Source organism: Achromobacter anxifer (assembly GCF_903652925.1).
Classification (GTDB): domain Bacteria; phylum Pseudomonadota; class Gammaproteobacteria; order Burkholderiales; family Burkholderiaceae_B; genus Achromobacter; species Achromobacter anxifer.
Genome location: NZ_CAHLAR010000001.1, coordinates 25,155 through 50,940 on the forward strand (window position 1 = coordinate 25,155; position 25,786 = coordinate 50,940).

Annotated in this window: 27 protein-coding genes; 13 read left to right on the top strand and 14 right to left on the bottom strand. The window is 67.5% G+C overall.

The window, feature by feature from the left end; translation table 11 throughout:
* Positions 1–98 precede the first annotated feature (98 nt).
* On the top strand, positions 99–2,243 hold the full coding sequence (locus HWY37_RS00130) for a lytic transglycosylase domain-containing protein (RefSeq protein WP_176087564.1): 2,145 nt from the start codon (positions 99–101) through the stop codon (positions 2,241–2,243).
* A complete protein-coding gene (locus tag HWY37_RS00135) occupies positions 2,240–3,388 on the top strand; it encodes a tRNA nucleotidyltransferase/poly(A) polymerase-related protein (protein ID WP_176087565.1) in 1,149 nt (382 codons plus the stop codon). The genes HWY37_RS00130 and HWY37_RS00135 overlap by 4 nt, the downstream gene beginning before the upstream one ends.
* Before the next feature lie 47 nt (positions 3,389–3,435).
* Here HWY37_RS00135 and HWY37_RS00140 read toward each other — a convergent pair whose 3' ends face one another.
* The 3 genes from HWY37_RS00140 to HWY37_RS00150 all read right to left on the bottom strand — a co-directional run bounded on the left by HWY37_RS00140 (position 3,436) and on the right by HWY37_RS00150 (position 7,555).
* Complete coding sequence (locus tag HWY37_RS00140) at positions 3,436–4,623, bottom strand: class I SAM-dependent methyltransferase (protein ID WP_176087566.1); 1,188 nt, start codon at positions 4,621–4,623, stop codon at positions 3,436–3,438.
* Between the two features lie 89 nt (positions 4,624–4,712).
* Positions 4,713–6,515: a DEAD/DEAH box helicase gene (locus HWY37_RS00145; protein ID WP_175209342.1), complete on the bottom strand. Its 1,803-nt coding sequence runs from the start codon at positions 6,513–6,515 to the stop codon at positions 4,713–4,715.
* A 278-nt stretch (positions 6,516–6,793) separates the two neighbouring features.
* Positions 6,794–7,555: a uracil-DNA glycosylase gene (locus tag HWY37_RS00150; RefSeq protein WP_176087567.1), complete on the bottom strand. Its 762-nt coding sequence runs from the start codon at positions 7,553–7,555 to the stop codon at positions 6,794–6,796.
* 141 nt (positions 7,556–7,696) lie between these two features.
* Here HWY37_RS00150 and HWY37_RS00155 point away from each other — a divergent pair, with 141 nt between their 5' ends.
* Genes HWY37_RS00155 through HWY37_RS00170 form a run of 4 tightly spaced genes read left to right on the top strand, consistent with a single transcriptional unit; the run spans position 7,697 to position 10,022 of the window.
* The gene (locus HWY37_RS00155; protein ID WP_175209344.1) at positions 7,697–8,650 is read left to right on the top strand and encodes a CsgG/HfaB family protein; all 954 of its coding nucleotides are present in this window, start codon (positions 7,697–7,699) and stop codon (positions 8,648–8,650) included.
* A gap of 3 nt (positions 8,651–8,653) precedes the next feature.
* Positions 8,654–8,977, top strand: a complete 324-nt coding sequence (locus tag HWY37_RS00160) for a hypothetical protein (RefSeq protein WP_175209345.1) — start codon at positions 8,654–8,656, stop codon at positions 8,975–8,977.
* Positions 8,974–9,369 (top strand): DUF4810 domain-containing protein, encoded by a 396-nt coding sequence (locus HWY37_RS00165; RefSeq protein WP_176087568.1) that lies wholly within the window; start codon positions 8,974–8,976, stop codon positions 9,367–9,369. The genes HWY37_RS00160 and HWY37_RS00165 overlap by 4 nt, the downstream gene beginning before the upstream one ends.
* On the top strand, positions 9,366–10,022 hold the full coding sequence (locus HWY37_RS00170) for a DUF799 domain-containing protein (RefSeq protein WP_246302150.1): 657 nt from the start codon (positions 9,366–9,368) through the stop codon (positions 10,020–10,022). Before HWY37_RS00165 ends, HWY37_RS00170 begins: the two co-directional genes overlap by 4 nt.
* Positions 10,023–10,066: 44 nt before the next feature.
* Here the strand turns inward: HWY37_RS00170 and tenA are convergent, their stop codons facing one another.
* The 4 genes from tenA to nhaA all read right to left on the bottom strand — a co-directional run bounded on the left by tenA (position 10,067) and on the right by nhaA (position 13,425).
* Positions 10,067–10,729, bottom strand: a complete 663-nt coding sequence (gene tenA / locus HWY37_RS00175; protein WP_176087569.1) for a thiaminase II — start codon at positions 10,727–10,729, stop codon at positions 10,067–10,069.
* Positions 10,730–10,828: 99 nt separating this feature from the next.
* Positions 10,829–11,614, bottom strand: a complete 786-nt coding sequence (locus tag HWY37_RS00180; RefSeq protein WP_175209348.1) for a 3-hydroxybutyrate dehydrogenase — start codon at positions 11,612–11,614, stop codon at positions 10,829–10,831.
* A 122-nt stretch (positions 11,615–11,736) separates the two neighbouring features.
* Positions 11,737–12,126, bottom strand: a complete 390-nt coding sequence (locus HWY37_RS00185; protein WP_175209349.1) for a DUF488 domain-containing protein — start codon at positions 12,124–12,126, stop codon at positions 11,737–11,739.
* 78 nt (positions 12,127–12,204) lie between these two features.
* Entirely contained in the window at positions 12,205–13,425 is a 1,221-nt protein-coding gene (gene nhaA, locus HWY37_RS00190; RefSeq protein ID WP_175209350.1) for a Na+/H+ antiporter NhaA, read from the bottom strand.
* Positions 13,426–13,653: 228 nt separating this feature from the next.
* Between nhaA and HWY37_RS00195 the strand changes: the two genes are divergently transcribed.
* Together HWY37_RS00195 and HWY37_RS00200 are read left to right on the top strand one after the other, a co-directional pair.
* On the top strand, positions 13,654–14,031 hold the full coding sequence (locus tag HWY37_RS00195) for a hydrogenase (protein ID WP_175209351.1): 378 nt from the start codon (positions 13,654–13,656) through the stop codon (positions 14,029–14,031).
* A 2-nt stretch (positions 14,032–14,033) separates the two neighbouring features.
* Positions 14,034–15,191 carry a glycosyltransferase family 4 protein gene (locus HWY37_RS00200; RefSeq protein WP_175209352.1) on the top strand — a complete coding sequence of 386 codons (1,158 nt, stop codon included), beginning with the start codon at positions 14,034–14,036 and terminating at the stop codon, positions 15,189–15,191.
* A gap of 13 nt (positions 15,192–15,204) precedes the next feature.
* On the opposite strand, the gene HWY37_RS00205 is transcribed toward HWY37_RS00200, so the two are convergent.
* The 4 genes from HWY37_RS00205 to HWY37_RS00220 form a co-directional block, all read right to left on the bottom strand.
* Positions 15,205–15,669 (bottom strand): HIT family protein, encoded by a 465-nt coding sequence (locus tag HWY37_RS00205; protein ID WP_176087570.1) that lies wholly within the window; start codon positions 15,667–15,669, stop codon positions 15,205–15,207.
* Positions 15,666–16,115 (bottom strand): GNAT family N-acetyltransferase, encoded by a 450-nt coding sequence (locus HWY37_RS00210; protein WP_175209354.1) that lies wholly within the window; start codon positions 16,113–16,115, stop codon positions 15,666–15,668. Before HWY37_RS00210 ends, HWY37_RS00205 begins: the two co-directional genes overlap by 4 nt.
* A 29-nt stretch (positions 16,116–16,144) precedes the next feature.
* Complete coding sequence (gene pap, locus HWY37_RS00215) at positions 16,145–17,611, bottom strand: polyphosphate:AMP phosphotransferase (RefSeq protein WP_176087571.1); 1,467 nt, start codon at positions 17,609–17,611, stop codon at positions 16,145–16,147.
* A 94-nt stretch (positions 17,612–17,705) separates the two neighbouring features.
* On the bottom strand, positions 17,706–18,569 hold the full coding sequence (locus tag HWY37_RS00220; protein ID WP_176087572.1) for an MBL fold metallo-hydrolase: 864 nt from the start codon (positions 18,567–18,569) through the stop codon (positions 17,706–17,708).
* A gap of 123 nt (positions 18,570–18,692) precedes the next feature.
* Here HWY37_RS00220 and HWY37_RS00225 point away from each other — a divergent pair, with 123 nt between their 5' ends.
* From HWY37_RS00225 to HWY37_RS00245, 5 genes are read left to right on the top strand one after another with little or no spacing between them, the layout of a single operon-like run.
* A complete protein-coding gene (locus HWY37_RS00225) occupies positions 18,693–19,037 on the top strand; it encodes an ArsR/SmtB family transcription factor (protein ID WP_054456945.1) in 345 nt (114 codons plus the stop codon).
* On the top strand, positions 19,034–19,465 hold the full coding sequence (locus HWY37_RS00230; RefSeq protein ID WP_176087573.1) for a YeeE/YedE family protein: 432 nt from the start codon (positions 19,034–19,036) through the stop codon (positions 19,463–19,465). Before HWY37_RS00225 ends, HWY37_RS00230 begins: the two co-directional genes overlap by 4 nt.
* Before the next feature lies 1 nt (position 19,466).
* Positions 19,467–19,886 (top strand): YeeE/YedE family protein, encoded by a 420-nt coding sequence (locus HWY37_RS00235; RefSeq protein ID WP_176087574.1) that lies wholly within the window; start codon positions 19,467–19,469, stop codon positions 19,884–19,886.
* Between the two features lie 18 nt (positions 19,887–19,904).
* Complete coding sequence (locus HWY37_RS00240; protein WP_176087575.1) at positions 19,905–21,140, top strand: NAD(P)/FAD-dependent oxidoreductase; 1,236 nt, start codon at positions 19,905–19,907, stop codon at positions 21,138–21,140.
* A gap of 9 nt (positions 21,141–21,149) precedes the next feature.
* The gene (locus tag HWY37_RS00245) at positions 21,150–21,980 is read left to right on the top strand and encodes a sulfite exporter TauE/SafE family protein (RefSeq protein ID WP_176087576.1); all 831 of its coding nucleotides are present in this window, start codon (positions 21,150–21,152) and stop codon (positions 21,978–21,980) included.
* Positions 21,981–22,007: 27 nt separating this feature from the next.
* Here HWY37_RS00245 and HWY37_RS00250 read toward each other — a convergent pair whose 3' ends face one another.
* The 3 genes from HWY37_RS00250 to HWY37_RS00260 form a co-directional block, all read right to left on the bottom strand.
* On the bottom strand, positions 22,008–23,276 hold the full coding sequence (locus HWY37_RS00250) for a phenylacetate--CoA ligase family protein (RefSeq protein WP_176087577.1): 1,269 nt from the start codon (positions 23,274–23,276) through the stop codon (positions 22,008–22,010).
* A 20-nt stretch (positions 23,277–23,296) separates the two neighbouring features.
* Complete coding sequence (locus tag HWY37_RS00255) at positions 23,297–24,136, bottom strand: ABC transporter ATP-binding protein (protein WP_176087578.1); 840 nt, start codon at positions 24,134–24,136, stop codon at positions 23,297–23,299.
* Between the two features lie 189 nt (positions 24,137–24,325).
* Complete coding sequence (locus tag HWY37_RS00260; RefSeq protein WP_176087579.1) at positions 24,326–25,663, bottom strand: ABC transporter substrate-binding protein; 1,338 nt, start codon at positions 25,661–25,663, stop codon at positions 24,326–24,328.
* Positions 25,664–25,786: the final 123 nt, after the last annotated feature.

The following is a 25,786-nucleotide window of genomic DNA, read 5'->3' on the forward strand; positions in this document are numbered from 1 at the left end:
TGAACAAATGATGGCGAATGCGCGGACGAATACGCGGACGAACTTGCAAGTTGCCGGCATGCTGGCGCACGGCAAAGCCGGTGTATGAGGGACAGGGCATGACACAGACTCTGCAACCCGGACGGTATCAGAAATCCGCGCGGAAATCCGGGCCCGCCGCCGCCTCCCAGGCCGCTCCCGGCCTGCGCCGCTGGCTGCCGTTGCTGGCGCTGTTCACTGCGGCCTGTGCGCCGGTGGACGCACAGCAGCGCAGCGCGTCCCTCAACGCCCAGCCCCAGCCCGCCGCCCAGGCGCCGCAACCCGCCATCTCGGTGCCGCCGGCCACGCTGGCGGGCCTGCCGCCCACGGCCGATACGCCGGCGCTGGCCGCCGTGGTCGCCGCGCGCGAAGCCATGAACCGCAAGCAATGGTCCGTGCTGGGCGCGCTGGTGCCGCAGGCCAAGTCCGACCCGCTGGGCATGTACCCGGAATACTGGCTGCTGCGTTATCAGCTGTGGAGCCCGCCCGCCACCGGCCGGCCCACCGCCGACCTGCAGAAATTCATCAGCGCCAATCCCGACGCCTATCTGGCCGACCGCCTGCGCGCCGACTGGCTGCTGGCCGCCGCCCGCAGCGGCGACTTCGAAACCGTGCGCAAGCTCGCGCCCGTGAAGAACAGCAATGCGCAGATCGAGTGCGCCATCCTCGACGCCAAGCACATGACCGGGCAGCGCGCCACGGCGGCGCAAGCCACGGCCGCGTTTGCGCCGGGCACCTCGTGCTGGGCGCTGTACGACCAGCTGGTCGCCGACGGCATCATCGGCTGGGACCAGCTGGAGCCGCAGCTGCGCGACGCCATCGAGGCCAACAAGACCACGGACGCGCGCAAGTTTGCGCAATACATGTTCGAGGCGCGCGACCTGAAGACCTATGACTTGCTCATGAAGGATCCCATGAAGTGGCTGACGCGCCAGGACCGTCAGCCCGTGGGCCGCAACGAGAAGGAACTGGTGACGATCGCATTGGCGCGCCTGGCGCGTTCCGACGTGAGCGTGGCCGATTCCTACCTGCGCCGCGAATGGGGCAAGTCGGGCGATTGGTCCAAGGCCATGGCCAAGTCGAACCTGGCCTGGGTCCGCGGCCAGTACGCGCTGGTCGCCGCGCTGAATCTGGACAGCCGCGCCGACGATTGGTACCACGAGGCCGGCCACATCCGCATGACGGAATACAACGCCGCCTGGAAGGTGCGCGCCGCCTTGCGCCAGCCCAAGATCGACTGGAAGTGGGTCATCGAATCCATCGACCAGATGCCGCCCGCGCAGCAGGCCGATTCTTCCTGGGTCTACTGGAAGGCGCGCGGGCAGGCCGCGCGCGGCAACAAGGAACAGGCCGCCACCGCCTACGCCAGCATTGCCGACCGCTTCGATTTCTACGGCCAGTTGTCCGCCGAGGAGCTGGGCCGCCGCATCACCGTGCCGCCGCGTCCGGCGCCCATCAGCGACAAGGAAATCACCGAGGCCCGCGCCAATCCCGGCCTGCGGCGCGCGATCCAGCTCTTCCGCCTGGGCTGGCGCGCCGAAGCCGTGCCGGAATGGAATTTCTCGCTGCGCGGCATGAGCGACCGCCAACTGATGGCGGCCGCCGAGCTGGCCCGCGCCGAGAACATCTACGACCGCGTGGTCAACACCTCCGACCGCACCGAGAAAGAGTTCGACTTCAGCCAGCGCTTCATCGCGCCCTTCGAAGGCCGCGTCACCGCCAAGGCCAACGCCATTGCGCTGGATCCTGCATGGGTCTACGGCCTGATCCGCCAGGAATCGCGCTTCATCATGGATGCGCGCTCGCACGTGGGCGCATCCGGCCTGATGCAGCTGATGCCGGCCACCGCCAAGTGGGTCGCGGGCAAGATCGGCATGAGCAATTTCACGCCGGACAGCGTCAACGACTTCGACACCAATACCGAGCTCGGCACCAACTACCTGAACATGGTGCTGCGCGACCTGAACGGTTCGCAGATGCTGGCCAGCGCGGGCTACAACGCCGGCCCGCGCCGTCCGCACAACTGGCGCTCGACCTTCACGCATCCGGTGGAAGGCGCCATCTTCGCCGAGACCATCCCGTTCAACGAAACGCGGACCTACGTGAAGAACGTGATGTCCAACTCGGTGTATTACGCGGCCATGTTCACCGGCCAGCCCCAGTCCTTGAAGGAACGCCTGGGCAATATCGTGCCGTTGGGCGCGGAAAGCACCTCGATCCCATGACGCGGGATCCGGCCACCGACGGCCTGCAGGTCTATATCGTGGGCGGAGCGGTGCGCGATGCGCTGCTCGGCCTGCCTCCCGGGGACCACGACTGGGTGGTGGTAGGCGCCACGCCCGAGGACATGGCGCGCCGCGGCTTCGTGCCGGTCGGCGGCGATTTCCCGGTATTCCTGCATCCGCGCAGCAAGGAGGAATACGCGCTGGCGCGCACCGAACGCAAGTCCGGGCGCGGCTACAAGGGTTTCACCTTCTATACCGGCGCCGACGTCACGCTGGAAGAAGATCTGCGCCGCCGCGACCTGACCGTCAACGCCATCGCTCAGACCGGGGACGGCGCGCTGGTCGACCCCCTGGGTGGCGCGGCCGACGTGCGTGACCGCATCTTCCGCCACGTCGGCGAGGCGTTCGAAGAGGATCCGGTGCGCATCCTGCGGCTGGCCCGCTTCGCGGCCCGCTTCGCCGATTTTTCCGTGGCGCCCGAGACCCTGGCGTTGTGCCGCCGCATGGTCGAAGCCGGTGAGGCCGACGCCCTGGTGGCCGAGCGGGTTTGGAAGGAGCTGTCGCGCGGCCTGATGGCGGCGGCGCCGTCGCGCATGCTGGGCATCCTGCAGCAATGCGGCGCGCTGGCGCGCGTGATGCCCGAACTGCAAGGCGTGGAGCAAATCGCGGCCGAGGTGGACCGGGCCGCCGCGCAAGGGCTGTCGCTGCCGGGCCGCTATGCCTTGCTGTGCCGGCTGACGCCCGAGCGCGACGCCATGGGCCGCCGCTTGCGCGTGCCTACGGAATGCAACGACTACGCGCGGCTGTTGCCGGAAGTGCTGGCTGGGTTGGACGCCGCGGAGCAAAGCGCGGGGCAGAACGCGAGTCAGGGCGCAGACCCGGCCTCGGGATCAGGCGCGGACCCTGCCGATGCGCAGCTGGCGCTGATGGAGCGCGCCGATGCACTGCGCAAGCCGGAACGTTTTCTGGATTTGCTGGATGCGGCGGCCGTGCTGCGTGCCGTGGACCGCGCGGCCTGGCAGTCGCGCGTGGCGGTCGTGCGCGGCGTGGATGCCGGAGCCATCGCGAAGGCCTGCGCCGGAGATCCGGCGCGCATCAAGGAACAGGTGCGCGCCGCGCGCCTGGAGCGCCTGCGGGCACAGTGATCCCGCGATCGATCTGAACGCGGGGGCCATCGGGCCGCCGCGCGTTCCTACAGCTTGCCCAGCCGGTCGCCGCGCGAGAACCCCGCCAGCGGCTCGGTGATGCCGCGTCCCACCGCCAGCACCTTGAACAGCTCGCCCATTTCCGATTCGGACAGTAGCTTCTGCACGGGCGCCACGGCCTGCGCGTATTGCTGCGCGTCGCCAGGATCCAGCTGCGCCAACAGGTCCATCAGCCCCGCGTTCATCAGGAAGCGGGCCTGCGAGGTGTAGCCCAGGACCTGCAGGCCGGCGGCCAGCGCCGCGTCGGCCATGGCGGTGAAGTCGACGTGGGCGGTGATGTCCTGCAGGCCCGGCGCGGTGAAGGGATCGCCGTGGGCGTGATGGCGCAGGTGGCACATGAGCGTGCCGCCGGCGCGCTGCGGATGGTAGTACTCGCTGCGCGGAAAGCCATAGTCCACCAGCAGCGCCGCGCCGCGCTCCAGCCAGCCGCCCATGGCGGAGATCCAGGCTTCGCCCTGCAAATTGATCTCGGATACGTAGCCGGGCAGCGCCGGCATGCGTTCGGCGACGGCGGCCGCCAGCGCCGGCGGCGCGGGGCGGTCTTCCCAGACGAAGCCTTGCGAGGCGTCCACCGCCACGCCGCGTTCCAGCACCTCGCCCGCGTCGCTCCAGCGGAAGATCGATACCGGCATCGCGTCCAGCACTTCGTTGGCCAGCACGCAGCCGGCAAAGCGCTGCGGCAGCGCGTCCAGCCACTGCACGCGGTCGCCGAACGGCGCCAGCCGTTCGGCCTGGCGCGCGCGCAGGTCGGCCGAGACTTCCAGGATCAGGTAGCGGGTCTGGTCCAGGCCCAGGGCGTCCAGTTCGCGCAGCACGCCTTCGGCCAGCGCGCCGGTGCCGGCGCCGAATTCCAGCACGGCGTCCGTCTGCGTCTGGCGCAGCACCTGGGCGGCCTGGCGGGCCAGTGTGCGGGAGAACAGCGGTGTCAGCTGGGGCGCGGTGACAAAGTCGCCCGCCGGCGCGCGGACCTCGCCGTCGGCCTCGGCCAGCTTGACGTTGCCGGCCGCGTAGTAGCCCAGCCCGGGCGCGTACAGCGCCTGCGCCATCCAGTGGTCGAACGACAGCCAGCCGCCGTGGGCGGCGATGGCGGCGCGCAGATGCTCGGCGGCGGCGTCGCTGTGTTGCTGGGCGGCGGGGGACAGGGCGGGCAGGTTGGCGGGGGCGGATCGTTGCATGGTCGGGGAGAGCGTGGGCAAGCGGACATTTTCCCAAAAAGCAAACCCCGCGGCAGGCGCGGGGTTTGCTGTGGGTTCAAGCGGGACTATCAGCCGCGGCGGTCGGCCGACTTGCCGAAGCGCTTGGCGGGGCCGCCGGGACGCTTGTCGAACGAGGGCTTGCCACGGAAACCGCCTTCCGGACGGTCGCCGCCGCGGAAGCCGCCTTCACGCTGCGGACGGTCGCCGAAGCTGGGACGGTCGCTGAAGCTCGGGCGGTCGCCGAAGCTGGCGCGGTCGTTGTAGCTGGGGCGCGCATCGCGGTCGCCGCCACGGAAACCACCTTCACGCGGGCCGCGCTCGCTGAACGGGCGGGCATCGCGCTGGGGGCGGTCGCCATAGCTGGGACGGTCGCCGAAGCTGGGACGCGAATCGCGGTCGCCGCCGCGGAAGCCGCCTTCGCGCTGGGGACGGTCACCGAAGGGACGATTGCCCTGGTAGCCGCCTTCGCGTTGCGGGCGGTCGCCGAAGCTGGGGCGATCGCTGAAGGAACGGGCCGGACGGTCGCCGAACGGACGGTTGCCTTGGTAGCCGCCCTCGCGCGGAGCGCCGTCGCGGTTGCCTTGATAGCCGCCTTCACGCGGCTTGAACTCGCCACGCGGGCCGCCGAAGGAACGACCCTCGCGGTTGCCCTGGTAGCCGCCGCCCGGACGCTTGCCGAACGAGGGCTTGCCGCCGCGCGGACCGGCGCCGCCGGTCGAGGGACGCGGGGTGCGCTTGGGTTCCAGGCCGGCGATCACTTCAGGGGTGATCGATTGGCCGATGTAATGCTCGATGCGGCGGACCTTGTGGCGCTCGGAGTGCGTGGCCAGCGTGAAGGCCAGGCCGCTGCGGCCGGCGCGGCCGGTACGGCCGATACGGTGCACGTAGTCTTCGGCCTGCATCGGCAGGTCGAAGTTGACGGCGTGGCTGATGCCTTGCACGTCGATGCCGCGGGCGGCCACGTCGGTCGCCACCAGGATGCGCAGCTGGCCGCGTTGCAGTTGCGACAGCGTACGGGTGCGCTGGCGCTGGTTCATGTCGCCGTGCAGGGCGGCGGCGGCAAAGCCCTGGTCGGCCAGGCGGTCGGCCAGATCGTCGGCGCCGCGCTTGGTCGACGTGAAGACGATGGCTTGGTCCAGCGAGGCGTCGCGCAGCACGTGGTCGAGCAGCTGCATCTTGTGGCTGGCGTCGTCCGCGTACAGCAGGCTTTGCGTGATGTTGGTGTGCTTTTCCTTGGCGCCGGCGATCTCGATGCGCTGCGGTTCGCGCATCATGCGCGAGGCCAGCTTGGCGACGGTGCCGTCCAGCGTGGCCGAGAACAGCAGCGTCTGGCGGCCTTCCGGCAGGCGGCTGACGATGGTCTCGATATCTTCGATGAAGCCCATGTCCAGCATGCGGTCGGCTTCGTCCAGCACCAGCGTGTGCACGGTGTTCAGTTTGACGCGGCCGGAGTTCAGGTGGTCGATCAGGCGGCCGGGGGTGGCGACCAGCACGTCCACGCGGCGCGACAGCGCCTTCAGCTGCGCGCCATAGGGCATGCCGCCGACAACGGTGGCGGTGCGCAGGTCGGCCAGCTTGCGGCCGTAGGTGGCGGTGGCGTCGGTGACCTGCAGGGCCAGTTCGCGGGTCGGGGTCAGCACCAGCACTTGCACGCCGACGCCCTTGTTGGCGGGCATCTGGGCGATGCGGTGCAGGGCCGGCAGCATGAAGGCCGCGGTCTTGCCGCTACCCGTCTGCGAGGACACCATCAGGTCGTGGCCGGCCAGCGCCTGCGGAATGGCGGATGCTTGGACGGGGGTGGGGGTGGTGAAGCCAGCGTCTTGAATGGCCGACAACAGAGCGGGCGCCAGGCCCAGGTTTTCGAAAGACATTACTTTCCCTTGCCGCAATCAATGCGACGCAGTGCTTGGTCGGGCCAGGGGATTAGGCGGCCGGATCCAGGCGACGGTTGATGGAGCATCGTGCCGACCGAATCAACCGTGCGCGTGGCGCGTTCTCGTGTACTGAGTGGAACGCAGGGCGAAAGGAAAGGAGGTCAGGAATCGATGATAGTTCGGCATGGGGCCGGGGCTGTGTCACCCGGCAGACTGCGAAAACTTCCGCTAAATCAAGGCGGTAAATGCCGAACTCGTTTTGTGCAGTGCGGCGATCATAACCCGAATTCGCCTTGCATGGGAATTATTTTTTTGTCCAGCTCCCAATCAATAGGGTTTTTCCCTTGGTTGGCCAGCCACTGATTGGTCGCCAGGAAATGCCCGCAGCCCAGGAAGGGCACAGGCGGCCTTCTGGCGGATAGCGGAGAGGGATGGTTGGACATCAGGACCAGGTGGCCACTGTTGTCTGGCAGCAACGTCCGCTTGGCCTGGGCATGGGCGCCCCAGAGCATGAAAACCTTGGGCGAGGGGTCGCGGGCGACCAGGGCGATCAAGGCATCCGTCACCGTTTCCCAGCCGCGCTTGGCGTGGGAGGCGGGCTGCCCGTCCTCCACTGTCAGGGCGGTGTTCAGCAGCAGCACGCCCTGATCGGCCCAGCCGCTCAGGTCGTTGCCGGCCGGCGCCCGGCTGCCCGGAAACTCCTGGGCGATCTCATTGAAGATGTTGCGCAGGCTGGGTGGACGCTTGCAGTCGTCCGGCACCGAGAAGGCCAGGCCCTGCGCCTGGCCCGGGCCATGGTAGGGATCCTGCCCCAGGATCACCACGCGCACATCCGACGGCGCCAGGCCGTGCAGGGCGCGAAAGGGCGTCGCGGGATAGACGGTCGTGCCTTCGCTCAGGCGTTTCTCGACATGGGCCGTCACCGCGGCCAGCGCGTCGGCCACCGGCCTGGCGGCGAACGCCTCTTGCCAGGCGGCGGGAAGTTGCGCCGTCTGGGCGGCGAGGGCGTGGGGTATCAGGCGGTTGTCGGTCGGCATGGCGGGATTTTGGCACAGCCCGTTTCTTTCGATTTTTTGCCACGAATCGCGATCTTCCCTTAATTACACCCGGTAACGTCCGTTATGAATAGATACGTGCGATTTCAATAGGAAATAGGTGCGACTTTCTAGGAGAATGTGTTGAGAATCTATATAGCCTTGGCGGTATCGCTGGCGCTGGCTGGGTGCGCCACGGTTTCCAAGCCCTTGGCCGTTACCGAAACGCCGGCCAGCCGTAACGAACAGGTCCAGGCGCAGGCGGCCGTGGCGCAACCCGAAGCGCCCGTGCTCAAGCGCAAGGTCGCCATTGCGCGATTCAGCAATGAAACCCGCTATGGCCGCACCTTCCAGACCGATGCGAACCAGGATCCGCTGGGCAAGCAGACGTCCGACATGCTTGCCAGCCGCCTGACCGACTCCAAGCGCTTCCTGGTGTTCGAGCGTTCGGACCTGAACAAGGTGCTGGCCGAGCAGAAGATCTCGGGCGACGCCGGTCTGATCGGCGTGGACACCATCATCGTCGGCTCCCTGACCGAGTTTGGCCGCAGCACCGAAGGCAAGGCCGGCTTCCTCAGTGCGACCAAGGTGCAGACGGCGCGGGCCAAGGTGGAAGCGCGTCTGGTGGATGTGCGCACCGGCCATGTCTTCTTTTCCGTGACCGGCAGCGGCAATGCCAGCACCGAATCCGGCCAGATCGCCGGTTGGGGCAGCAAGGCCGAGTACGACGGCACCCTCAACGACCAAGCCATCGGCGCGGCCATTTCCGACATGATCGGACGCCTGATCACCAAGATGGAGGAACGCCCCTGGCGCACCGCCGTACTCAAGGCGTCCGGCCGGCAGGTGCTGATTGCCGGCGGCGCGCGCCAGGGCTTGAAGGTTGGCGATCAACTGGTGGTCTATCAGGCCGGCGAGAAGGTGAAGAACGATCAGACGGGTTTTGCGATCGACCTGCCGCCGTCGGCGGTGGGCACCCTGCGCGTGGTCGATTTCTTCGGCGACACCGAAACCAACGAAGGGGCGATCTGCGAACTGGTGTCCGGCGCGATTCCGCCCGGCGCCAAGGGCGTGTTCGTGGCCCAGAGCAAGAGGTAAAGCATGAAATCCATACGTATTGCCATCGCGCTGGCCCTGGCCGCGCAGCTTGCCGCCTGCGCCATGCCCCACGGCCACGTGTCTTCCGGAACGCAGCGCCCCACGCTGGGCTTCATCGGCCAGCCGCCCGGCACGGTCGTCAAGGTGGACGGCCTGCCGTTGGACCCGAATGTCACCGTCGATGGCGCGATGACCGTCGTGCGCGTGGAGGAAGGCGTGCATCGCGTACAGGTCGAACAGAACGGCACGGTCATCCACCAGGAGCAGATCTACCTGTCCGGCGGCGAACGCAAGATTCTCGATCTAGGCAAAGGAAACGTGAAATGAAGCGCCTCATTACTCTCCCTCTCGTGGCCGCGGCGTTGCTGCTCAGCGCCGGCTGCGCCCAGAACCAGGGCAAGTACACCTGGGGCAAGTACGACGATGCCCTGCATTCGTTCTACAAGCAGCCCGGCCAATCCGCCGAGTACATGGCCGAACTCGAAAAGACCATCCAGACCGCCGAAGCGGGCAAGCGGCCCCTGGCGCCCGGAATCTATGCCGAGTACGGCTACATGCTGATGCTGGCGCAACGCAATGGCGAAGCCGTGACCTACTTCCAGAAGGAAAAGGCGGCGTGGCCGGAGTCGGCGCGCTTCATGGACGGAATGATCAAGACCGCGGGCGGCGCCGTGGATACCAAGCCGCAAGCCGGCGATACCAAACAGGTGCAAGGATGATGCAACGACTGATCAAGGCCGCGCTGGCGGTGTGCGCAGCGGCGGCGCTGGCTGGCTGCGCGGCCCCGCGCACCGCCGAGAAGAACGACTACAGCAAATTCCGCGCGGAGAACCCGCGTTCGGTGCTGGTCGTGCCCGTGGTGAACCGCAGCGTCGAAGTGGATGCACCGGATTCCTTGCTGACCACCGTCACGATGCCGCTGGCCGAGCGCGGCTATTACGTGTTCCCCGTGAACCTCGTCAAGCAGGTCATGAACGAGGAAGGCATGTCGGACGCCGACATGGTCCATGCCAATGACCCCGTGCGCCTGGCGGGCCTGTTCGGCGCGGACAGCGTGCTGTACATCTCCATCGAGCGCTGGGATGCGCGCTATGCCGTCATTGGAACCACCGTCACCGTGGCGCTGACCTATACGCTCAAGAGCGGCAAGACCGGCGAGACGATCTGGGAGACCCAGCAGAGCGTGGCGTATTCCTCGCGTTCAGACCAGGGATTGATCGGCGCGCTGATCAACGCGGCCATCGCGAAGGCGGCGCCCAGCTACATGCCGCTGGCGCGCCAGGCCAACACCACGGCGATCTACGTGCGGGGCCGCGGCTTGCCCGCCGGTCCCTATGATCCCGTGTACCAGAAGGATCAGAACCTGTTCTGATGCCTGCGGCGCCGTGGCCGGCCAACTGGCCGGCCACGGGCCATTCAAACCGGCCAGCCGTCCTGGCGATAGGCCGAATCCCAGAACATCCATTCCAGTTGCGCGGCGCGCGTGTAGGCGGCGTGCATCTGTTCCAGCGTTTCGGGCGAGGCCTGCTCGGCGACGCGGTCGACGGTCGTGATGACCTTGCGCACCAGGGCGTGGAAGTCCTCGCAGGCATAGGCCTCGATCCAGGCCCAGTAGGGATTGGGTTGCGTCGTCCGCGCGTGGATTTCGCGGCCGATTTCGGCATAGATCCAGAAGCAGGGCAGCAGGGCCGCCAGCGCCACCGGGTACGGGGCGCTCCAGGCGGTGGCGATCAGGAAGCTGGTGTAGTGGTGGCAGGCGGGGGTGAGCGGCGAGGCTTCGAAGGTGGCGTCGTCGATGCCGAACTGCTTCAGGAAGCCCGCGTGCAGGGTGCGTTCGGCGACGACGGCGCCCTTGGCCGCGTCCGCGAACTGGACCACGCCGTCGGCGTCGTCGGCCTTGGCCGAAGCGATGGCCAGCGCGCGCCCGAACGCCACCAGGTAGTGCGCATCCTGGATCATGTAGTGCTTGAATGCGTTCTCGTCGAGCTGGCCGCTGGCCAGTTCCTGGTTGAACGGCATGTCGCGCGTTTTTTCGTACAGCGCGGCGTTGCGCGCCCAGGCGTCGGAGCTGAAAGACATGGGGTTCCTCAAGGCAGGCTGCCGGCGCGCGAGCGCGCGCCGGCCTACAAAGAGGGCCAGGATATCAAAGAGCGGGCGGCAAGGGCGCCGCCCGCCGCCTCACTGCATGTACCAGCCGTGGCTGACCACGAAGGACTGGCCGGTGAACGCGGCGCTGGGGAAGGTGGCCAGGAACAGGGCGGTCTGCGCCACGTCCTCGACCGTCGTGAACACGCCGTCGACGGTGTCGCCCAGCATGACCTTCTTGACCACGTCCTCTTCGCTGATGCCCAGTTCCTTGGCCTGTTCGGGAATCTGCTTTTCCACCAAGGGCGTGCGCACGAAGCCCGGGCAGATGACGTGCGAGCGCACGTTGTGCGCCGCGCCTTCCTTGGCCAGCACCCGTGCCAGGCCCAGCAGGGCGTGCTTGGCTGCCACGTAGGCGGATTTCAGCGGCGAGGCCTCGTGCGAGTGGACCGAGCCCATGTAGATGACCACGCCGCCGCGGTTGTCCTTGTACATGTGCTTGAGCGCCGCCTTGGTGGTGAGGAAGGCGCCGTCCACGTGGATGGCCTGCATCTTCTTCCAGTCCGAGAATGCGAAGTTCTCGATCGGATTCACGATCTGTATGCCCGCGTTCGAGATCAGGATGTCGATGCTGCCGTAGGCGGCGGCGACGCGGTCCACGCCCTGGTTCACGGCCTCTTCGCTGGTGACGTCCATGGCGACGCCCATGGCCTTGCCGCCGGCCTGTTCGATTTCACGGGCGACGGCGTCGGCGCCCGCCTGGTTCAGGTCGGCGATGGCGACGGCCGCGCCGGCGCGCGCGAGCGTGAGGGCGATTTCCTTGCCGATGCCGCTGGCAGCGCCTGTGACGACGGCGACTTTTCCATTCAGGTTATGCATGCTGGAACCTCCGGGTTGGATTGCCGGTGGGCCGGGCAGCGCCCTGTCGCCCACGGATGCGGGGAGCATGGCTTGATGGTAACGCCGCAATATTAGAGCTGGCTGAACGCGCCGCGGGCGGCTCAGGCCTTGCGCTTAGGGTGATGGCGCAGGTAGTCCTGCAGGACGTCGCGCAGCACCACGGCCTGGTTGTGTTCGGTGTCGCGGGCACCGTACAGCAGGGTCAGCGGGCGCTCGCCCGCCGCTTGCAGCAAGGCCGCGATGCGGGCCTGCTGCTCCGGCGCGGCCAGTTCGGCCAGGTAGCGCTTGCGGAACTCCGCCCAGTGTTCCACGACGTGGCCGTACCATTTGCGCAGTTCCGTGGACGGCGCGATGTCCCGGTTCCATTCGTCCAGTCCCAGGTCGGCCCGGCGCAGGCCGCGCGGCCACATGCGGTCCACCAGCACCCGGTAGTTGCCCGCGGGGCCGGTGCCCTCGTAGACGCGTTGCACGGTGATGTCGGAGGATGTCATGGCGGCTCCCGGGATCGTGGCGGCGGACCCCTGATACTTTAGCCCCAGCCGCCGATCCTCAGTCCCGCTTGTCCGCGCTCAAGGGTTTTCCTGGGAGCCCTCGCGCGCGCCGCCGGCGCGCAGCAGCAGGAAGCCGACCACCGCGGAAGCCAGCGAGCCCGTCAGCACGCCGATCTTGGTGGCATCGATGGCGGCCGGATCGGTGAACGCCAGGGCGCCGATGAACAGGCTCATCGTGAAGCCGATGCCGCACAGCAGCGACACGCCATACAGCTGCTTGAAGCTGGCGTGGCGCGGCAGGGTGGCGATGCCGCTCTTGATGGCCAGCCAGGCAAAGCCGAACACGCCCAGCTGCTTGCCCAGGAACAGGCCCAGCGCCACGCCCAGCGGCACGGGCTGCGCCAGACTGCCCAGACCCATGCCGGCGAACGACACGCCGGCGTTGGCGAAGCCGAACACCGGCACGATCAGCAGCGCGACCGGCTTGTGCAGCGCGTGCTCCAGCGCATGCAGGGGCGAGTGCGCGCCCGGATGCCCTTGGTTCTGCGGACGCAGCGGGATGGTCAGCGCCAGCGCCACGCCGGCCAGCGTGGCGTGCACGCCGGACTTCAGGACGAAGTACCACAGCACCGCGCCGATCAGCAGGTAGGGCGTCAGCCGCAGCACCCCGGCGCGGTTCAGGCAGAACAGGCAGGCCAGCAGGGCGCCTGCCATGCCCAGCGCGAACACGTTCAGTTCGGACGTATAGAAGAGGGCGATGATGACGATGGCGCCCAGGTCGTCCAGGATCGCCAGCGCGGTCAGGAAGATCTTCAGGGACGTCGGCACGCGACTGCCCAGCAGCGCCAGGATGCCCAGCGCGAAGGCGATGTCGGTGGCGGCGGGTATGGCCCAGCCGCGCAGCGTGCCGGGGCTGCCGAAATTGATGAGCACGTAGATCAGCGCCGGCAGCACCATGCCGCCCAGGGCGGCGATGCCCGGCAGGACGATGCGGGCGGCGCCGCGCAGTTGGCCGTCCAGCACCTCGCGCTTGATTTCCAGCCCCACCAGCAGGAAGAACACGGCCATCAGGCCGTCGTTGATCCAGTGCAGCACCGACTCCTTCAGCATGACCGGACCCGCCTGGAAGCCGAGCTTGGTTTCCAGCACGCTGAAATAGGCGGGGGCGGCGGGACTGTTGGCGACGATCAGCGCCACCAGCGCGGCCAGCATCAGGACGTAGCCGCCCAGCGCTTCGGAGCGCAGGAATGCTTGCAGGAATGACGTGGATTTTTGGGGAGATACACCCTGTGAATTCATGCAGTACCGCCCTTGCTTACGTTTTGATAAGATGCGCGTTTCATTCCTGAATTTTACCTGAATTGGTACTTCAGGATTCCTCTACTTCGTCGAACGTCTTTCAATTTTTCGAAAAAACAGGCTATCAACGTTGAATTCTGGCGTTGTTGTCCGGCGGCCAATCCCCCCTTTCCTTGATATCCGACCAGTCTGTGGCTTGCAAGGCCGCCTGGCGACTTTTGCTAGCTGATGCCATTACGTCCTCTTACGGTATTGACCTACACGCCCGGCAAGCCCGGCGCCGCTAGCCGCCTGGTGGATGTCGGCGACAGCCTCGCCGCGCCAGCGGCTCCGAATCCGCACGGCGTCTACCAGACCCTGCGGCTGGCGCCCAGCGCTCGCCTGCTGGCCTGGGCCCGCGAGGGCGCGCGCTTTGAATTGTCCCGCACCGGCGCCGCGCGCGTCTGGTCCGGCGGCAAGCTCCAGGCTTCCGAATGCCCGCGCGATTGCACCAGCGCGGGCGCGGCGGCGCTGGACCAGGAAGACATCGCCTACCTGGAGGCCTACCTGCTGTCGCAAGGCAGCCGCTGGAACGACGCGGAAGCTACCCACGGCGGCCATCCCTGATCATGCCGAATTCCATCCAATCGCTCCCGGGCCGGGCCGGCCCCGATGCGCCCCTGCGCATCCTGCACACCGAGGCCGCGACTTCCTTCGGCGGACAGGAGTTCTGCATCTACAAGGAGATGATAGCCATGCGCGAGCGCGGCCATCATCTGGAAGCGGTCTGCCAACCGGATGCCGAGCTGGGCAGGCGCCTGCGCGCGGCGGGCTTCATGGTTCATCTCATTTCCATGGACGGTCCGCTCAACTTCGTCCGCGGCGCCAGGTTCGTGCGGCGCCTGCTGCGCACCGGGCGCTTCGACGTCGTCAACACGCACAGCCGCCGCGACACCGTCCTGGGCGCGATCGCGGCCCGCCTGGCGGGCACGCCGCTGATCGTGCGCACGCGCCATCTGGCCAAGCCCATCAATTCCCTCTACGCCTATACCTGGCTGGCGCATCGGGTGATCGCCGTCAGCCGCCATGTGCGCGGGCAATTGCTGGACGGCGGGGCGCGGCCGGAGGCCGTCGCCACTATCCATTCGCCGGTGGTGCTGCCGCAGTTGCGCAGCGGCGTCTGCGTCAGGCGCGAACTGGGCTTGCCGGAGGACGCGCTGGTGATCGGCTGCGTGGCCGTCATGCGGGCGGACAAGGGCCATTGCGATCTGCTCGACGCCTTTCACCGCATTGCCGCCACCTTCCCGCAAGCCCACCTGGTGCTGGTGGGCGAAGGCGAGCCCATGTCCGGGCGGTTGCGGGCGCAGGCAGAGGAACTGGGGCTGTCGCAGCGCGTGCATTTCACCGGCAGGCGCGAAGACATCGGCAATGTCCTGACGGCCTTCGACGTGTTCGCGCTGCCGACGCTGCGCGAAGCCCTGGGCACTGTCTTCATCGAGGCCGCGGCGATGGGGGTGCCGGTGATCGGCACCGACGTGGGCGGCGTGCCTGAAACCATGCAGGCCGGCGTGACCGGGCTGCTGGTGCCGCCCAACGATCCGGCCGCATTGGCGGGCGCGCTGGAAAGCCTGCTGGCCGATCCGGCCTTGCGCCGCCAGATGGGCGACGCAGGCCGCGAATTGATCCGAGGGCAGGGCCTGTTTTCCGCCGAGCGCACGGCGGGCCTGGTGGAACAGGCTTATGCCGGCTGGCTGGCCGAATTGCGCGGACCGGCGCGCGCCGCTTGAGGCCTGCTGCGGCTCAGTGCCAGAGCAGGGCGTTCATGGCTTCGACCAGGCGGTCGCGGTAGCGCGGCAGCAGGGCCTGCACGCGGGCCTGGCGGTCTTTCCATTCCTGCGGCTCCGCGCCGGCGGCGATGCGCGGCGGCGCCCAGATCGGATCGGGGAAATGGCGGTCGCCGCGCCAGCGCGGGATCACGTGCCAGTGCAGGTGCGGCACCATGTTGCCCAGCGAAGCCAGGTTGATCTTGTCGGGTCCCAGGACCGACTGCTGCGTTTCTTCCACCACATACACGGCCCGCATCAGCAGGTCGCGACCGTGGGTGGACAGGCTGGTCATCTCGGCCAGATGGCCGTTCCAGATCACCCGCGTGAAGCCGGGGTAGTCGGCGTCGGCGACCTCGACGATGCGCAGGTGCGGTCCGCGCCACAGCAGCTCGCCGCCATCTTCCTGGCACAGCGGGCAATTGGGATCGCGCGCGCTCAAGGCATCACCTTGCGGTACTGGATGAAGCCCGAGCGGTCGGCGATGCGGTCGTAGAGCTGGATGGCGGTGGCGTTGGTTTCGTGGGTCAGCCAGTACACCCGCGCACAGTTGGCGGCGGCCGCCTGCGCATACACGTGTTCGATCAGCTTGCGGCCGGCGCCCGTGCCGCGCACGTCCGGGTCCACGTACAGGTCCTGCAGATAGCAATAGTCGCCGGCGGTCCAGGTGGAGCGATGGAAGATCCAGTGCACCATGCCGATGGCCCGGCCGCTTTCATAGGCCAGCGCCGCGTGCATGGGTTCGGCGGGATCCAGGAAGCGCGCCCAGGTGTTGCGCGTCACGGCGTCGTCGATGTTGACGCGGTAGAAGTCCTGATAGCCTTTCCATAGCGGCAGCCAGGCTTCGAAGTCGGCGGCGACGATGGGACGGATTTCTGCGGTACTCATGGCTTGCTGCCTCCGGGCGGAATTCAGATTCAGAGTTGGTTTTCCATGGCTTCGACGATGTGTCGCAGCACTTGCAAGCGAGCGTACCGCTTGTCGTTGGCGGACACCAGATGCCAGGGCGCGTGGGCGACGTCGGTGCGCGTCAGCATCTCGTTGGTGGCGGCCGCGTAGTCCTTCCATTTGTCGCGGTTGCGCCAGTCCTCGGCGGTGATCTTGAAATTCTTGAACGGCGATTCCTCGCGTTCCTTGAAGCGTTCCAGCTGCACGTCCGGCGTGACCGCCAGCCAGAACTTCAGCACCAGCGCGCCGCTGGCAGCCAGCTGTCCTTCGAAGTCGTTGATCTCGGCGTAGGCCCGGCGCCAATTGACGGGCGCGGTCAGTTTCTCGACGCGTTCGACCAGCACGCGGCCGTACCAGGAGCGGTCGAAGATCGCGATGCGGCCATGGCGCGGCACATGGCGCCAGAAGCGCCATAGGTAGGGGCGGGCCAGTTCTTCGCTGGTGGGCGCGGATATAGGCGTGATGTCGAACTGGCGCGCGTCCAGCGCATGCGTCACGCGCCGGATCGCGCCGCCCTTGCCGGCCGCGTCCTGGCCTTCGAACACCAGCACCAGCGAGCGGTCCTGGAATTTCTTGGAACGCGCGGCGCGCGCCAGCCGGCCTTGCAAGAGGCCCAGCTCGGATTCGTAGTCGTCCTTGTCGGTCTTGGCGTCGTAGTCCAGCTCGCCCAGGCGGTCGACGACGCGCATGGGGCTGGCGTGCGCCACGAAGGCAGGCGGAATGCGCGGCACGCCGCGTTGGCGCATGGCGGCCAGCACCGCTTCGGCCGTGCGCGCCGCGCGCATGTCGCCGTCGGCACTGGGGATCACGACCCACGGCGCATGGCCGCTGTCTGTGTGGTTCAGCACCACCTGGCCGGCATTGCGGATGCGGTCGTATTTCTTGTAGACCTTGAGATCCACGGGGCTGACCTGCCATGACGTTTCGGGGCTGGCCAGCAGCCGTTCGGCGCGCGCCTTCTGGGCCTTGGCCGACAGGTGGAACCAGAGCTTGACGATCTGGACGCCCTCGGCGGCGAGCATGGCCTCGAAGCGGCGGATCGCGGCGGACTGGGCTTCGATGCTGTTCTGGTCGGGCTTTTTGCGCGTGGCTTCCTGCAGCAGCGGCGTGTACCAGGAACCGAAGACGATGCCGGTGCTGCCCTTGGGCGGCAGGTCGTGCCAGTAGCGCCAGAAGGGCGGGCGCTCCAGCGCGGCGCCCTCGGGCGGTCCGTAGGCCAGCGTCTTGATGTGGCGCGGGTCCATCCATTCGTTCAGCAGGTTGACCGTGGCGCCCTTGCCGGCACCGTCGATCCCTGCGATGACGATCAGCAGCGTCTTGTCGGCCTTCTGCAGCCGCTGGTACTGCGCGTTCAGCAGGGCGACACGCAGGCGCGCCTCCAGCGGCTTGAATTCTTCCTTGGACAGGCTGGGGTCGGCTTCGGCTTCGGCGAACATGGGTGATCCGTCTGATCGGCATTTCTGCGGTCGGACGATCTTGCGGGATAAGCCCCGGGCGCGCAAGCCCGGGCCGCGGGCTTGCGCGCCAGCTTCAGAGCGCGTCGACGGGGATCTTCAGGTAGCGCACGCCATTGTCTTCGGCCGGGGGAAAGTGGCCGGCGCGGATGTTCACCTGGATGGCGGGCAGGATGAGGGTAGGCATGGAGAGCGTGGCGTCGCGCCGGGTGCGCATGTCCACGAACGCATCTTCATCGATGCCATCGCGCACGTGGATGTTGGCGCGGCGCTGTTCGGCCACCGTCGTCTGCCAGGATGCCTCGCGGCCGGCGGGCGGGTAGTCGTGGCACATGTACAGCCGCGTGTCGGCCGGTAGGTTCAGCAGACGCTGGATGGAGCGGTACAGCTGATGGGCGTCGCCGCCCGGGAAGTCGCAACGCGCCGTGCCCACGTCCGGCATGAACAGCGTGTCGCCGACGAAGGCCGCGTCGCCAATCAGGTAGGCCATGTCGGCTGGCGTGTGGCCGGGCACGTGGATGGCTTGCGCCGTCAGCGCGCCGATGCGGAAGGTCTCGCCGTCGGCGAAGAGGTGGCCGAACTGCGAGCCGTCCAGCTGGAATTCCGGTTCCAGGTTGAATATCTTCTTGAACACGCCCTGTACGGTCCGGATGCTCTGGCCGATGGCGATGACCCCGCCCAGCTGGCGCTGGAGATAAGGCGCCGCTGACAGGTGGTCGGCGTGGGCATGGGTTTCCAGTAGCCATTCGGTCTTCAGGCCATGCTGGCGCACGTAGTCGGCCACGCGGTCGGCGCTGGCGGTGCTGCTGCGGCCGGACTTGGGGTCGTAGTCCAGCACCGAGTCGATGATGGCGCAGGCCCCGCCCGGCGCGGGCTCATGCACCACGTAGGTGACGGTGGCGGTGACGGGATCGAAGAAAGCCTGGATCTGGGGTGACATGGATGCTCGCGGCGCAGCGAGTCGCTGCATTAGGAAACACTATATATTTTTCAATAATATTGTCAAATATTATGTTAGTCAATATAATGATCAAACTTTACCCATCCAATTGATACGCATCAAATGAACGACGCCCTGACCGAGTGCGAAGTCGCCGCCCTGCGCGAATCCGCCTCCCAGGCTTGCGCCCTCCTCAAGGCGCTGGCCAACGAAGACCGCCTGCTGCTGTTGTGCCAACTGGTTCAGAACGAGCGCAATGTGAGCGAGCTCGAATCGCTGACCGGGATCCGCCAGCCCACGCTGTCCCAGCAACTGGGCGTGCTGCGCGACGAAGGGCTGGTCGCGACGCGGCGCGAAGGCAAGTACGTCTATTACCAGATGGCCAGTTTCGAGGTCAGCCAGGTGATGAAGACGCTATCGAGTTTGTACTGCGGCCGGACCATGGAGTCACTGGAGTCGTTGAAATGAGTATTGCCTGGTCTGTTTTCACCCCGGTTTCCGCCGGCGCGGGCGGCCTGCTCATCGGCGCCGCGGCCGTGCTGTTGATGGCGGGCGCGGGCCGCATCGCCGGCATCAGCGGCATCCTGGGCGGACTGCTACCGCCCGAGCGCGGCGGCATGTGGCGCCTGGCCTTCCTGATCGGTCTGTTCGCCGCGCCCTGGCTGTACCGCCTGGGCAGCGCCTTGCCCCCCATCGTGGTCGAAGCCGGCACGGCGCGCTTGATCGTGGCCGGCCTGCTGGTGGGCATCGGCACACGCTACGCATCGGGCTGCACCAGCGGCCATGGCGTCTGCGGCGTGTCGCGCGGATCGCGCCGCTCGCTGACCGCCACCGCCTTGTTCATGGCCGCTGGCTTTGCCGTGGTCTATGTCACGCGCCATCTGGGAGGACTCTGACATGGTTGCGCTGATCGCCTTCGCGTCCGGCCTGGTGTTCGGCCTGGGCCTGATCATTTCCGGCATGGCCAACCCGGCCAAGGTGCTGGGCTTCCTGGATATCGGCGGCGACTGGGACCCGTCGCTGGCCTTCGTCATGGGTGGCGGCGTGCTGGTCACGGCGGTGGGCTTCGCATTCCTGCGCCGCCGCCGCGCCAGCCTGTCGGGCGAACCCCTGCGCTGGCCCACGGCCACGCGCGTGGACCTGCGCCTGGCCGCGGGCAGCCTGGCCTTCGGCGCAGGCTGGGGCCTGGCGGGCTTCTGCCCCGGGCCGGCGCTGGTGGCGGCATCCGCTGGCGTGCCCGAGGCGCTGATCTTCGTGGCCGCCATGGTTGCCGGCATGGCGATATTTTCAGTCCTGGAAAAATTCAAAAGCCGCTAGACCGGCGAGGAGACAAGGATGGCGACAGCAGAGGCGCAGCGCGATTTCGATGTGGTGGTGGTGGGCGGCGGCTCGGCGGGCATAGGCGTGACCGCCAGCCTGCTGCGCCGCCGCCCGGATCTGCGCATCGGCGTCATCGAACCCAGCGACAAGCACTACTACCAGCCCGCCTGGACGCTGGTGGGCGGGGGCGCATTCGACATCGCCAAGACCGTGCGCCCGACCCGCGCCGTCATGCCTGCACGCGCCACCTGGCTGCAGGCCGCCGCGGCCGGATTCGAGCCCGATGCCAACCGCGTGCTGCTGTCCGACGGCCGCGCCGTGACTTATCAGCAGCTGATCGTCTGCCCCGGCCTGCGCCTGGCGTGGGACAAGGTCGAAGGCCTGGCGGACACGCTGGGCAAGAATGGCGTCAGCTCCAATTACCGCTACGACCTGGCGCCCTATACATGGGAGCTGGTGCGCGGCTTGAAGGGCGGGCAGGCGCTCTTCACGCAGCCGGCCATGCCCATCAAATGCGCCGGCGCGCCGCAAAAGGCCATGTACCTGGCCTGCGACCACTGGAAGCGCACGGGCGTGCTGGACCGCATCGAGGTGGAATTCGACCTGGCGGGCGCAGCGCTGTTCGGTGTGCCGACCTTCGTGCCGCCGCTGATGCGCTACGTGGAAGGTTACGGCATCGCGCTGGCCTTCAATTCGACGCTGGTGGCGGTGGACGGCGCGGCGCGCAAGGCCTGGTTCGACATCAAGAACGCCGACGGCGCGGTGGCGCGCGTGGAAAAATCCTTCGACATGCTGCACGCGGTGCCTCCGCAGGTGCCGCATGATTTCCTGAAGAACAGCCCGCTGGCGGACGCCGTCGGCTGGTGCGAAGTCGACCCCGCCACGCTGCTGCACGTGCGCCACGGCAACGTGTTCGGGCTGGGCGACGGCATCAGCACCAGCAATGCCAAGACCGCCGCCGCCGCGCGCAAGCAGATCGTCACGGTGGCCGAGAACCTGCTGGCGCTGCGCGAAGGCCATGCCATGCCGGTCAAGTACGACGGCTATGGCTCCTGCCCGTTGACGGTGGAGCGCGGCCGTATCGTGCTGGCCGAATTCGGCTATGGCGGCAAGCTGCTGCCGACCTTCCCGCTGGACCCGACCGTGCCGCGCAAGAGCGCCTGGTTCCTCAAGGCCACGCTGCTGCCGTGGGTCTACTGGAACGGCATGCTCAAGGGCCGCGAATGGCTGGCTCGCCCCTTGGGCAACTGAGCGGCAGCCATGATCGATACGGTATTGGCCGCCAGCGCGGCGCTGGGGGCGTGCGTCGGCTTGATCCTCGGATTGACCGGCGCGGGCGGCGCCATCATGGCCGTGCCCCTGCTGGTATTCGGCCTGCATCTGCAGGTCTCGCAGGCCGCGCCCATCGCCCTGCTGGCGGTGGGCCTGTCCGCCGCGCTGGGCGCGGCCCTGGGGCTGCGCAAGGGACAGGTGCGTTACCGCGCGGCGGGCTTCATGGCCGTCACTGGCATCGTCGTGTCGCCGCTCGGCTTGTGGGCCGCGCGGCGCCTGCCGAATGCGCCGCTCGCCATCATCTTCGCCGGCGTGCTGGGCATGGTGGCGTGGCGCATGTGGAACCAGGGCGCGAAACCGGCGACGGCGGCGCAGGCCGCGCCGCGCACGCCTCCTTGCCAGCTCAACGCCAGCACCGGCCGGTTGCGCTGGACGGCGCCTTGCGCGCGCGCCTTGACGGGCGCGGGCCTGATCGCGGGTTTCCTGTCCGGCCTGCTGGGCGTGGGCGGCGGCTTCGTCATCGTGCCTGCGTTGCGGCGCGCCACCGACCTGAGCATGCAGGCCATCGTCGGCACCTCGCTGGCGGTGATCGCGCTGGTGTCCGCCAGCGGCGTCGTGGCCGCGGCGGCGGGCGGGCATTTGGACTGGCACATCGCGGCGCCATTCACGGCGGCCGCGGTGTTGGGCATGCTGGCCGGCCGCAGGGTGGCCGACCGTTTTCCGCCGCGGCGCCTGCAGCAGAGCTTTGCGCTGTTCGCGGGCGTGGTGGCCGTCGCGATGCTGGTAAAGGGTTTGCTGGCGCTGCTCGCGGCGGCTTGAGGCCGCAAGCAGCGCGGTCAACGCGGTTTACTCGTAGGTCCGGATATCGTCGATGACCTTGCCGTCGTTCGGCAGTCCGTCCGCATCCACCCATTCCACGTCGCTGCGCAGCTTGGTCACGTCGCGCACCGATTCCGCGATGCGCTTGCCCAGCTCTTCGCTGCGAGTCCGCGCTTCCACCTTCAGCACCATGCGGTCCGACCCGGTGCTGCCGCTGATCACCAGCCGCGCGTGCACGATCTCGGGATGGCGGCGCGCCACGTCGGCCACCTGCGACGGGTGCACGAACATGCCGCGCACCTTGGTGGTCTGGTCCGCGCGGCCCATCCAGCCCTTGATGCGGGTGTTGGTGCGTCCGCAAGGCGAGATGCCGGGCATGACGGCGGAAAGGTCGCCGGTGCCGAAGCGCACCAGCGGATAGTCCGGATTCAGGGTGGTGACCACGACCTCGCCGACTTCGCCATCGGGCACGCGTTCGCCGGTGCCGGGACGGACGATCTCGACGATGATGTCCTCGCCCAGCACCAGTCCTTCGCGCGCCGGGGTTTCAAAGGCGACCATGCCCAGATCGGCGCTGCCGTAGGCCTGGTAGCCGTCGATGCCGCGCGCGGCCAGCCAGTCGCGCAGCGACGGCGGAAAGGCTTCGCCGGACACCAGCGCCCGGCGCAGCGAGTCCAGCTTCACGCCCAGCTCGTCGGCCTTTTCCAGAATGATCTTGAGGAAGCTGGGCGTGCCGGTGTAGCCGGTGGGCGCCAGGTCCTGGATCGCGCGCACCTGCTGTTCGGTCTGGCCCGTGCCGCCGGGAAATACGGTGCAGCCCACGGCATGGGCCGCCGTTTCCATCATGGAGCCGGCCGGCGTGAAGTGGTAGGAAAAGCAGTTGTAGGCCAGCTCGCCGGCGCGGAATCCCGCTGCGTGCAGGGCGCGGGCAAAGCGCCAGTAATCGCCACGCGCGCTTTCCGGCTCGTAGATGGGGCCGGGGGACGCGAACACGCGCATCGCCTCGCCCCAGCCGATGGCGGAGAAGCCGCCGAAAGCCTTCTGCGGCCCGGCCGGCGCGGTGGCATCGGCGCGGCTGTGCTGCTGGCGTTCCAGCAATTCATGCTTGCGCAGCACCGGCAGGCCCGCCAAGGCGGCGCGCGACGTGATGGTGGCGGGGTCAATACCGCGCAGCTGCTCGGCGATGGCCGGCGCGCGCGCAATGGCCCGGGCGATCGCGCCGGGCAGGGCGGCCATCAATTCGCGCTCGCGCTGCTCGGGCGCTCTGGTTTCCAGAACATCGAAAAACTGGGACATGGATTCGCACCTTCCAGGAATCACGCCAGCCAGCGCTTGCGCCGGCGGTAGAACTTGTTGTCGCGGAAACTCTTGCGTTCGCCGCTGGATATGCCCAGGTAGAACTCCTTCACGTCTTCGTTCTGCGCCAGGTCGGCGGCGGCGCCGTCCATCATCACGCGGCCGTTTTCCAGGATGTAGCCGTAATCGGCGTAGCGCAGCGCGATGTTGGTGTTCTGCTCCGCCAGCAGGAAGCTGACGCGTTCGCGCTGGTTCAGGTCGCGCACGATCTCGAAGATTTCTTCGACGATCTGCGGCGCCAGGCCCATGGAGGGTTCGTCCAGCAGGATCATGTTGGGGTTGGCCATCAGCGCGCGGCCGATGGCGGTCATCTGCTGCTCGCCGCCCGAGGTGTAGCCGGACTGGCTGGCGCGGCGCTGCTTCAGGCGCGGGAAATACTGGTAGACGCGATCCAGCGCCGCCGCGGTATCGCCCCGGCTCATGCTGCGCGTGTAGGCGCCGGTCAGGAGGTTTTCCTCGATGGTCAGGTGGGCAAAGCAATGCCGGCCTTCCATCACCTGCACGACGCCGCGCTTGACCAGCTCCGCCGGCGACAGCTTCTCGATGCGCTGGTCGCGGTACTGGATGTGGCCCTTGGTGACGTCGCCGCGCTCGCCCTTGAGCAGGTTCGAGATGGCGCGCAGCGTGGTGGTCTTGCCCGCGCCGTTGGCACCCAGCAGGGCCACGATCTTGCCTTCGGGCACTTGCAGCGAAACGCCCTTGAGCACCAGGATCACGTGGTTGTAGATCACCTCGATGCCGTTCACGTCTAGCAGCACCTTTGGGGTGCCTATGGTGGCGACAATATTGGCGTCGTTCATAAAGGTTCCTGCGGTGTGGCGGCTGCCAGTCCCAAGGGACGGCAGCCGGTTCGTATCAACATCCTGTGCATCTGCGATACCCGCGCCGCATGCCGCCGGCGCGGTTTGAGCGGGGCCGCCGCGGAGCCGGCTTTGCCGGTCCGCGTGCGGCGCCCCTTGGGGGGAGGCACCGCAGGTGCTTCGGGGGGACTACTCACACTTGCGGGGCGTGATGTTCTTCTCTTTGGCGTACTTCGCCGCGGCTTCCTTCACCATCGGATCGAGGATGGTCTTGTCGGCCTGATACCAGTCGGAGACGACCTTGAACTTCGCGCCGTCCCACTGCACGATGCGGGCCCAGTCGTCGCCCTTGTGGTTGCTGCAAGAGGTCTTGACCGGACGCATGATCTGGCCGAAGCCCAGCTTGTCCAGCTTCTCTTGCGTCAGGTTCAGGTTCTCGAAGCCCCAGCGCACCTGGTCCGGCGTCAACGCCTTGCCCTTGCCGAACTTCTCCTGCGCGGTGCGGATCGCTTCCACCTGCAGCATCGAAATCATCATGCCGCGGGTGTGGGCGATGGTGCCCAGCGTGTTCTTGCCAGTCTTGTCCGCGCCTTCGCCCTTGTCGTAGACGTACTTTTTCAGATCGTCATAGACCTTGTCGTGCTCGGCGCCGCTGTTGTGGATGGTGATGGCGTTGTAGCCCTTGGCGACATCGCCCAGGTCCTTCACGTCGCCTTCCGAGCCGGCCCACCAGACCGCGTACATCTTGTCCCGCGGATAGCCGCTGGCCTGGGCCTCGCGGATCGCGGTCGGCGTCATGATGCCGGCGCTCCAAAGCAGCACGTAGTTGGGGCGCGCCTGACGGATCTGCAGCCAGGTGGACTTCTGCTCCACGCCGGGGGCGGTCACGGGATACAGCACCAGCTCGAAGCCTTCCTTGGCCGCGCGCTTCTGCAGCAGCGGGATCGGCTCCTTGCCATACGGCGAGTCGTGGTAGACCAGGGCGATCTTCTTGCCCTTGAGCTTGTCCATGCCGCCTTCTTTCTTGGCGATGTCCTGGATCATCACGTCGGCCGCGGTCCAGTACGTGCCCAGCAGCGGGAAGTTCCATTCGAACACGCTGCCGTCGACCGATTGCGACAGGCCGTAGCCCATCGTCTCGACCGGCACCTTGTCGACCATGGCCTTGTCGCTGACGGCGAAGGTGATGCCGGTGGACTGGGTGTCGAAGCCCGATGCTCCGGTGCCCTTGCCCTTCAGGCGCTCGTAGCATTCCACGCCGCGGTCGGTGGCGTAGGCGGTTTCGCACTCTTCGTACGTGATCTTGACGCCGTTGACGCCGCCATCGCGTTCGTTGACCAGCTTCAGGTAATCCAGCTTGCCGTCGGCCCAGGGAATGCCCAGGGGCGCGAAGGACCCGGTGCGATACACCAGCAACGGAACGAACTGCTCTTCCGCCGCCATTGCCGGCGTGGCCACGGCGCCTGCGGCGCCGGCTGCGGCCATCAAAGCTGCCGCCAACTTCAGGTTAAGACGCTTCATCTCCATTTACCTCCTGCGTGGTGCTTGGGTCAGTAAACCCTGGGACACCGGGATTGGCCCGGTCTTGAGCCGGGTATTCAGGGCGGGTCCGCCGCGCTTGTGCCGCCGCGGACCGCGGAAATCAATGCG

Bases quoted from the DNA above. Each gene is read 5' to 3' on its own strand.
- HWY37_RS00235 (WP_176087574.1), top strand. From the start codon at position 19,467: ATGGTTGCGCTGATCGCCTTCGCGTCCGGCCTGGTGTTCGGCCTGGGC.
- HWY37_RS00160 (WP_175209345.1), top strand. From the start codon at position 8,654: ATGAAATCCATACGTATTGCCATCGCGCTGGCCCTGGCCGCGCAGCTT.
- pap (WP_176087571.1), bottom strand. From the start codon at position 17,611: ATGTTCGCCGAAGCCGAAGCCGACCCCAGCCTGTCCAAGGAAGAATTC.
- HWY37_RS00260 (WP_176087579.1), bottom strand. From the start codon at position 25,663: ATGGAGATGAAGCGTCTTAACCTGAAGTTGGCGGCAGCTTTGATGGCC.
- HWY37_RS00150 (WP_176087567.1), bottom strand. From the start codon at position 7,555: ATGCCGACCGACAACCGCCTGATACCCCACGCCCTCGCCGCCCAGACG.
- HWY37_RS00135 (WP_176087565.1), top strand. From the start codon at position 2,240: ATGACGCGGGATCCGGCCACCGACGGCCTGCAGGTCTATATCGTGGGC.
- HWY37_RS00240 (WP_176087575.1), top strand. From the start codon at position 19,905: ATGGCGACAGCAGAGGCGCAGCGCGATTTCGATGTGGTGGTGGTGGGC.
- HWY37_RS00200 (WP_175209352.1), top strand. From the start codon at position 14,034: ATGCCGAATTCCATCCAATCGCTCCCGGGCCGGGCCGGCCCCGATGCG.
- HWY37_RS00195 (WP_175209351.1), top strand. From the start codon at position 13,654: ATGCCATTACGTCCTCTTACGGTATTGACCTACACGCCCGGCAAGCCC.
- HWY37_RS00220 (WP_176087572.1), bottom strand. From the start codon at position 18,569: ATGTCACCCCAGATCCAGGCTTTCTTCGATCCCGTCACCGCCACCGTC.
- HWY37_RS00130 (WP_176087564.1), top strand. From the start codon at position 99: ATGACACAGACTCTGCAACCCGGACGGTATCAGAAATCCGCGCGGAAA.
- HWY37_RS00225 (WP_054456945.1), top strand. From the start codon at position 18,693: ATGAACGACGCCCTGACCGAGTGCGAAGTCGCCGCCCTGCGCGAATCC.
- HWY37_RS00165 (WP_176087568.1), top strand. From the start codon at position 8,974: ATGAAGCGCCTCATTACTCTCCCTCTCGTGGCCGCGGCGTTGCTGCTC.
- nhaA (WP_175209350.1), bottom strand. From the start codon at position 13,425: ATGAATTCACAGGGTGTATCTCCCCAAAAATCCACGTCATTCCTGCAA.
- HWY37_RS00250 (WP_176087577.1), bottom strand. From the start codon at position 23,276: ATGTCCCAGTTTTTCGATGTTCTGGAAACCAGAGCGCCCGAGCAGCGC.
- HWY37_RS00145 (WP_175209342.1), bottom strand. From the start codon at position 6,515: ATGTCTTTCGAAAACCTGGGCCTGGCGCCCGCTCTGTTGTCGGCCATT.
- HWY37_RS00185 (WP_175209349.1), bottom strand. From the start codon at position 12,126: ATGACATCCTCCGACATCACCGTGCAACGCGTCTACGAGGGCACCGGC.
- HWY37_RS00245 (WP_176087576.1), top strand. From the start codon at position 21,150: ATGATCGATACGGTATTGGCCGCCAGCGCGGCGCTGGGGGCGTGCGTC.
- HWY37_RS00210 (WP_175209354.1), bottom strand. From the start codon at position 16,115: ATGAGTACCGCAGAAATCCGTCCCATCGTCGCCGCCGACTTCGAAGCC.
- HWY37_RS00140 (WP_176087566.1), bottom strand. From the start codon at position 4,623: ATGCAACGATCCGCCCCCGCCAACCTGCCCGCCCTGTCCCCCGCCGCC.
- HWY37_RS00255 (WP_176087578.1), bottom strand. From the start codon at position 24,136: ATGAACGACGCCAATATTGTCGCCACCATAGGCACCCCAAAGGTGCTG.
- HWY37_RS00230 (WP_176087573.1), top strand. From the start codon at position 19,034: ATGAGTATTGCCTGGTCTGTTTTCACCCCGGTTTCCGCCGGCGCGGGC.
- HWY37_RS00170 (WP_246302150.1), top strand. From the start codon at position 9,366: ATGATGCAACGACTGATCAAGGCCGCGCTGGCGGTGTGCGCAGCGGCG.
- HWY37_RS00180 (WP_175209348.1), bottom strand. From the start codon at position 11,614: ATGCATAACCTGAATGGAAAAGTCGCCGTCGTCACAGGCGCTGCCAGC.
- tenA (WP_176087569.1), bottom strand. From the start codon at position 10,729: ATGTCTTTCAGCTCCGACGCCTGGGCGCGCAACGCCGCGCTGTACGAA.